Source organism: Xanthomonas cassavae CFBP 4642, assembly GCF_000454545.1.
Taxonomy (GTDB): Bacteria; Pseudomonadota; Gammaproteobacteria; order Xanthomonadales; family Xanthomonadaceae; genus Xanthomonas; species Xanthomonas cassavae.
Map to the genome: position 1 here is coordinate 4,283,732 of NZ_CM002139.1, position 6,525 is coordinate 4,290,256.

Genomic DNA, 6,525 nt, shown 5'->3' on the forward strand with positions numbered 1-6,525 from the left:
GGCAACGCTGATCAAGTAGTCGCAACGGCCAGCGAACTGGCCGATCCGGCTCATGACGCACTTGGATCTACGATCAGCCGTCCTTCCATGCCCGTTTCCGGGCGCTGCGGGCCGCTTTTGCGGCCCCGCAGGCGCAACTATCCCGCCAAACGCACCCGCGCCAGGTACAGGTTCGCCAGGCCCAGGGCCACGAAGCAGCGGTTCGCGTTCTTGTCCAGCCCGCGATAACGCACCTTGGCAAAGCCCCACAGCCGCTTCACCACCGCGAACACGTGCTCGACACGGGCACGGATCTTCGACTTGTTGCGGTTCCGCTGGCGCTGCACCTCATTCACTTCGCCACGCTTGCGAACCCGCTGGTTGGTGAAGTCCCGGGCGTGCGGTGCATGCGTGCCGATCAGCGCCTTCTGGCTGGCGTAGGCGCTGTCTCCATAGACCCGGCGTTCCTCCCCGTGCAGCAGGTCTCCCAGCAGGTGCTTGTCATGCACATTGGCCGCCGTCACCGCCGCGCTATGCACCAGGCCGTTACGACTATCCACGCCGATGTGCAGCTTCATCCCGAAGTACCACTGCTGCCCCTTGCGGGTCTGATGCATGTCCGGATCGCGGGCCTTGTCCGCATTCTTCGTCGAACTGGGCGCGCCGATGATAGTCGCATCCACGATGGTGCCCGTGCCCACCTTCAGGCCACGTGCTTCCAATTCCCGGTTCACTTGCAAGAACAGCTCCGCCCCCAGCTCGTGCGTCTCCAGAAGGCGACGAAACTTCAGCAGTGTCGTCGCGTCCGGAACCCGCTCGCGGCCCAGGTCGATCCCCACGAACCGCCGCAGCGCCGTGCTGTCCAGTAGCGCTTCCTCGCAGGCCTCATCGGCCAGATTGAACCAGTGCTGCACCAAATACATCCGCAGCATCCGTTCCAGGCCGACCGGCGGCCGGCCATTGCCTGCCTTCGGATAGTACGGCTCGATCACCGCGCACAGTGCCGACCACGGCACGATCTGCTCCATCGTCGACAGGAACACATCCCGGCGCGTCGGCCGACGATGCTGCTCGAATCCACTGCCCTGATCGGCCGCCATCGCCAATGTCTGCTGTTTCATCGGTCGTTCCGATTTGAAGGAAGGGGCATATTTTCTCCGATAGGGACCGACTTGATCAGCGTTGCCTTANNNTGATCGGCCGCCATCGCCAATGTCTGCTGTTTCATCGGTCGTTCCGATTTGAAGGAAGGGGCATATTTTCTCCGATAGGGACCGACTTGATCAGCGTTGCCTTAAACTCTGCCAGGAAGTGGTTTCCGCGGATGGTATCGTTGCCGGCTCCACCACGGATCTCGTTGGCATACATGTTGCCGGTGAGCACATTGTCGCCAAGGTCCCCCTGCAGATTGGCGCGCAGCCCGATGATGCCGTTAGGACCTTGAGTTCCAATGTTGTAGAGACGCAGATTCTCTACATTCGCATAGTCGGCTACCGAGACCCACATTGCCTGCGAAGTCAGCTCATCCCAGCCAGCGATGATCACCGTATCGTTACCGCCGCCGGCCTGTTCGACAACCTGATCCTTCCGGGTGATCAAGTAGGTGTCGTTGCCATCCAATCCAGCCAGCTGGTTCACCGCATCGACCAGATGGCCTTCGATAATGTTGTCGTCGCTGTTGCCGGTACCGCGGACGGCGTTTCCGGTCAGGCGCAGGTTCTCCAGCTCCTGGCGGCCCTCGATCGAGTAATCGATGCCCGCCTGCACCGTGTCGCTGCTGTCCGAAAACCCATTCTCGACGATCACATCGTCCAGGCTGTCGACGATATAGGTGTCGCGCGTGGCGCCACCGATCAGAGTGTCCTTGCCTCCGGCACCATCGAGAATGTATTCCTGCGTGTCTGACGTGCTGTTCTGCACTATCTGAATGACATTGTCCAGCGCATTGCCGGTTATGCGGTTGGGCGCTCCCGGCCACCAATAGCTGGAGGGCGTGATCACGGCGTTCTCGATGTTCGCACCCAGGATCACGTCGTGGTAATTGGAGTAGATCGTGTCGACACCTCCGTTTTCCAGCTCCTCTATCTCGCTGGAGTTGACGGTCGTTCTCCAGGAGGACCAGGAGAACGTGTGGTTGTAGTAGTACCTGTCGTCGCCACTGCCACCAACGAAGCGGTCGATTGAACTGTCCACGCTGGCGTAGATCCTGTCGTTGCCCGCGCCGCCCCGTACGATGTCTGCGCCCGCACCGTCGTATAACGTGTCGTTGTCTTCGCCACCATCCAGGATGTCGTCGCCATCGCCGCCATACAGCGTGTCGCTGCCGCCTATGCCGGACAACGTGTCGTTTCCGGCACCGCCATCCATGGAGTCCGGTGCGAAGGTACCGGTTTGCACGTCGTCGCCACTGGTGCCGCTCCACCAGCGTGCCTCGAAGTTGGCGGCGGTGAACTCCACGCCGTCGGCAAAGACGATGCGGTGATTGTTGTTGGCAAGGAAGCCTTCCAGCATCAACGCGTTGGAAACACTGGCGTTGGACCAATCACCGCTGGCGATCATGACGCCCAGCGTGGTTCCGCTGATCTGGAAATTGGTGACCGCGTCGGAGTTCACCCCGACCATGTGGATCACGTCGCGCCCTGCATCGGTGGCATCGAGTCGGCCGATCACGTCGTAACCGGATCCCAATGCCACGTAATAGGTATCGTCACCGCTTCCACCGTCGACCAAATCCTCGTTCGCCATGCCATCGGCTACCAGATGGATGGTGTCGTTGCCATCGCCGCCCAGCAGCACGTCGCCGCCGCGTCCATCGACCAGCGTGTCATCGCCAGCCCCGCCTTCGATGAGGTCGTTGCCGTCGCCTCCGTCGATCGTGTCGTTGCCGTGCAGGCCATATAGGCGTTCGTTGTCTTTGGTGCCATTCAATGAATCCGCGTCGGTGCCGCCGCGGATCGGTGTTCCATACATGATGCCGGTGTCGAACTGGGAACGCGTCACCACCTGGAGGTCGTCGGTCTGGATCCGCACCGCCGTGGCGGCGGCGAAGTAGCCGACGATACGAACGCTATCGCCGCTCTCGAGCGAGACGACCAGATCCTGTCCCTCGCGGACATACCGCAGCTCGTCCGCGGTAATGCCATCGAGAAAGTACAGCAGATCGGTGCTGCCCTGTTTCACCAGGACGGTATCGGTGCCGAATCCCCGGCGGAAACGATACTGGTTCTGGCCGTCGCCGCCTTCGAGGGTATCGTTGCCAGCATCGCCGAGCAGGATGTCGTTGCCCTCGTCGCCTGAGAGGACATCGTCCCCCTCGCTCCCCTCCAGATAATCATTGCCGGCTCCGCCATGGACACGGTCGTTGCCCTGCGCAGCGGTGACATTGTCATTGCCATCCTCGGCATGGATGACGTCGTTGCCTGCGCCACCGTAGACACTATCGTCGCCGATGCCGGCCTGGATCAGATCGTCGCCGTCGTCGCCATCGATGGTGTCGTTGCCAGCCCCGCCGTAGATCGTATCGTTGCCAGCCTCGCCGTCGAGAATATCGTTGGAGTCGCCACCATCCAGAAGGTCGTCGCCGTCGCCGCCATTCAGAGTATCGGCGCCGACGCCACCACTGAGCTTGTCGCTGTCGCTGCCGCCATTCAAGAAGTCGTTGCCATCTCCACCGTCGAGTACGTCACTGCCGGCTTCGCCGAACAGGCGGTCGTTGCCGGTACCGCCAGTGAGCCTGTCGTCACCTTCGCCACCTTGCAACTCGTCGTATCCCGCGCCGCCGAGCAGAATGTCGTTGCCCTGCTGACCCAGCAGGAGATCGTCACCGGATCCGCCATCGAGCCGGTCATCGTCATCGCCGCCAGCCATCTGGTCCGCCCCGTCGCCGCCGAACAGCACATCCTTGCCGGCCTGCCCGTGCAGTACATCGTCACCGACGCCGCCATCGAGCAGATCGTCGCCATCGCCGCCCTGCAGTTCGTCGTTGCCGCCATCGCCGAACAGGCGATCCTGTCCCGTTCCACCGGCCAGCAGATCGTCATCGGCACCACCGGAGAGAATGTCATCGCCAGCCTGCCCAACCAGCTGATCGTTGCCCGCGCCGCCACGCAGAATGTCGTCGCCACCTGCGGATTGGTCGGAATGGCCGTCGCCCCAAAGCAGGTCGTTGCCGGCACCGCCCTCAATGACGTCCGCGCCAGCTTCGCCATAGATTTCGTCCGTACCTTCGCCACCGTCCAGACGGTCGTTACCGGTGCCGCCGGACAGCAGGTCATTACCATCGCCGCCAAAGACCACATCCTGCCCCGCGCTGCCGGAGATCACATCGTTGCCGGTGCCGCCATCGAGCAAATCGCTGCCGGCGCCGCCGATCAGCACGTCGTCTCCCTCCTCGCCGTAGAGCGAAACGCCGATGGTATGAGTGTCCCCGACGCCGCCCCCGAACGCGAACATGCCACCCGTGCCGGTAACGCCATCGGGCTCGGCTGCGCTGAAGTACTGCAGCGAGTAACGAGACGCATCGACTCTTTGAAAACGGAAGGTCCAACCGGCAACCTCGGACGTGCCGCTGAAATCGAATGCGCCCCCGAGTGCGAAGGTGGCATAGCCCACCAAATCTCCACTCTCGTCAGTGCTCATCTGCTTGGCGCCCTGCCAATCGAAGTAGGACTGGATGTCGCGCCAGACAGTGGTTTCGTCCATCGGCAGCTCTGGCGACACCCGGAAGTTGAAGCCGAATGCATGCCTGGCGCTCAGGACGTCATCGCCCTTTCCGCCATAAGCGGTCGCCTCGTCGCCAAAACCGGAAACGAAATCATTACCGCCGCCTGCCAGGATCAGGTCACTGCCGCCATTGGCATTGATGATGTCGCTGCCCTCTCCACCCTCTAGCAGATCGGCTCCATCGCTGTAGGTTCCCAGGATCATGTCCCGCCCGGCACCTCCGACAAGATGGACCGGCGTGCTCGGTGCGGCGTCTAGATAGGGATTCAAATAGTCGGATTGGTCCGTGCCAACGGTCGGATCGCTCGGCGGCTGGTACCCAGGAAGCGCAATGCCAAACGTGCCGGGCGTCCAGTTCTCGACGATCGTGGTGCCGCCCGTGGTTCCCAGACGGATCACCAGTTGCTTGCTGTCGCCCGTCGAGGCCACCGTGACGCGGATATATCCGTCTGCGGCTTCCCAGGTGTTCTCCGAGGTGGCCACCAACCCTGCTGCCCAGTTGCTGTTGCCATCGATCTCCAGCAGGCCGATGCCGTCGGCGTCGGCGATGCGGTCGATGTCGCCTGGCGCCCCCGCATAGAGCACATAGGTATCCATGCCCGCGCCACCGCGCAGGCGGTCGCTACCGATGCCACCGTCGAGAATGTCGTTGCCCTCCTCGCCGAATATCGTGTCGTTGCCGACGCCGCCACGCAGCACATCATTACCGATCCCCCCGGCCAGGATATCGTCGCCCGCGCGGCCCTCCAATGTGTCGCTCCCGTCCATGCCGTACAGCAGGTCGCCGGTGTCGGTACCGGCCAGCATGTCGTCCTGGACGCTGCCATAGACCGCGGCGCCCTTGTCGGGGCCGGTGAAGATGCGCAAGGGGGCGCTCAGCGCCGCCATGAACTCGCGTAGCTGATCCTGGTTGATCTCGCCGTCAGTGCTGTCCAGCCCCATGGCGACAAGGAACTCGGCCAGCGCAGCGGACGGATTAAGTAACGACAGCGGGTTGTCTTCCAGACTCTCGGTACCGACGCGCGCCAACCAGGCGGAGAAGATGTCCGGGTTATAGCCCAGCCTGTCGAACCAGGAGGCGGCTTTGCCGCTGCCGTCGCTGTTCTGCCAGACAGTCAGGGCGAGCCGGATTCCGGATGCGCTGTCAAAGGGCCAACGCCCGTTGCTGTCGAGCAAAACATCCCACAGTTCGTTTCGCTGGTCTTCGTCCAGCAGTTCGAATGGGGTGTTCATGGTCCAGGAGTCGGTGGGGAGGCCTAGGCTGGTGAAGACGCGATTATGGAAATTCCATGCTTCGTCCGCAGTAATTTCTCGTTCCACAATCCCATTTTCATTCTGTGCGATCGTGAATAATTGTGTCAGAAACGCCCCAGCCATCTGCTTTCTTACTTCTTGAATTCCAGCAGGGTCGAAAGATGCCCCTGCAGACTTGGCAGTCTCTTCCAAAAATTCGAGTGCTGATAGGCCCGAGAACATGTTGCCCCGTGCTACGCCGCTAGCCAGCCTGGAATAACGATGACCGAATCTCGCAATATAGGCATACATGTCGTCAATACGCCCTGCGTCTAATAGTGCACGGGCCTGATTGAGATCCTCCAAATTCATTGTATCAACCATGATTAATTTCCTTTACTTCCTGTTTTGAAGGGCATTGGGCACGTGTTTTCTGCAGATATGAATGAACCGCGGAAGTTATCTGCGGCCATTCCGGCAAGAGATTAGGGGAACCTCTAAAAACCCCAGGATCCTGTCATCATTGACGTAATGCGATGCTAGCGGAGGGTGCTACAGATGATCAGTTTGTTCGCCGGTGAAGAACGTGAT

2 protein-coding genes are annotated in these 6,525 nt (G+C 61.2%); both read right to left on the reverse strand.

Annotation, left to right across the window (positions count from 1 at the left end; translation table 11 throughout):
• Window positions 1–137: 137 nt before the first annotated feature.
• Complete coding sequence (locus XCSCFBP4642_RS0119000; protein ID WP_029218204.1) at window positions 138–1,100, reverse strand: IS5 family transposase; 963 nt, start codon at window positions 1,098–1,100, stop codon at window positions 138–140.
• A 103-nt stretch (window positions 1,101–1,203) separates the two neighbouring features.
• The gene (locus XCSCFBP4642_RS0119005) at window positions 1,204–6,318 is read right to left on the reverse strand and encodes a calcium-binding protein (RefSeq protein WP_084624593.1); all 5,115 of its coding nucleotides are present in this window, start codon (window positions 6,316–6,318) and stop codon (window positions 1,204–1,206) included.
• Window positions 6,319–6,525 lie beyond the last annotated feature (207 nt).

What these genes read in the sequence shown, in the direction of transcription:
- XCSCFBP4642_RS0119000 (WP_029218204.1), bottom strand. Translation starts at nt 1,100, where the DNA reads ATGAAACAGCAGACATTGGCGATGGCGGCCGATCAGGGCAGTGGATTC.
- XCSCFBP4642_RS0119005 (WP_084624593.1), bottom strand. Translation starts at nt 6,318, where the DNA reads ATGGTTGATACAATGAATTTGGAGGATCTCAATCAGGCCCGTGCACTA.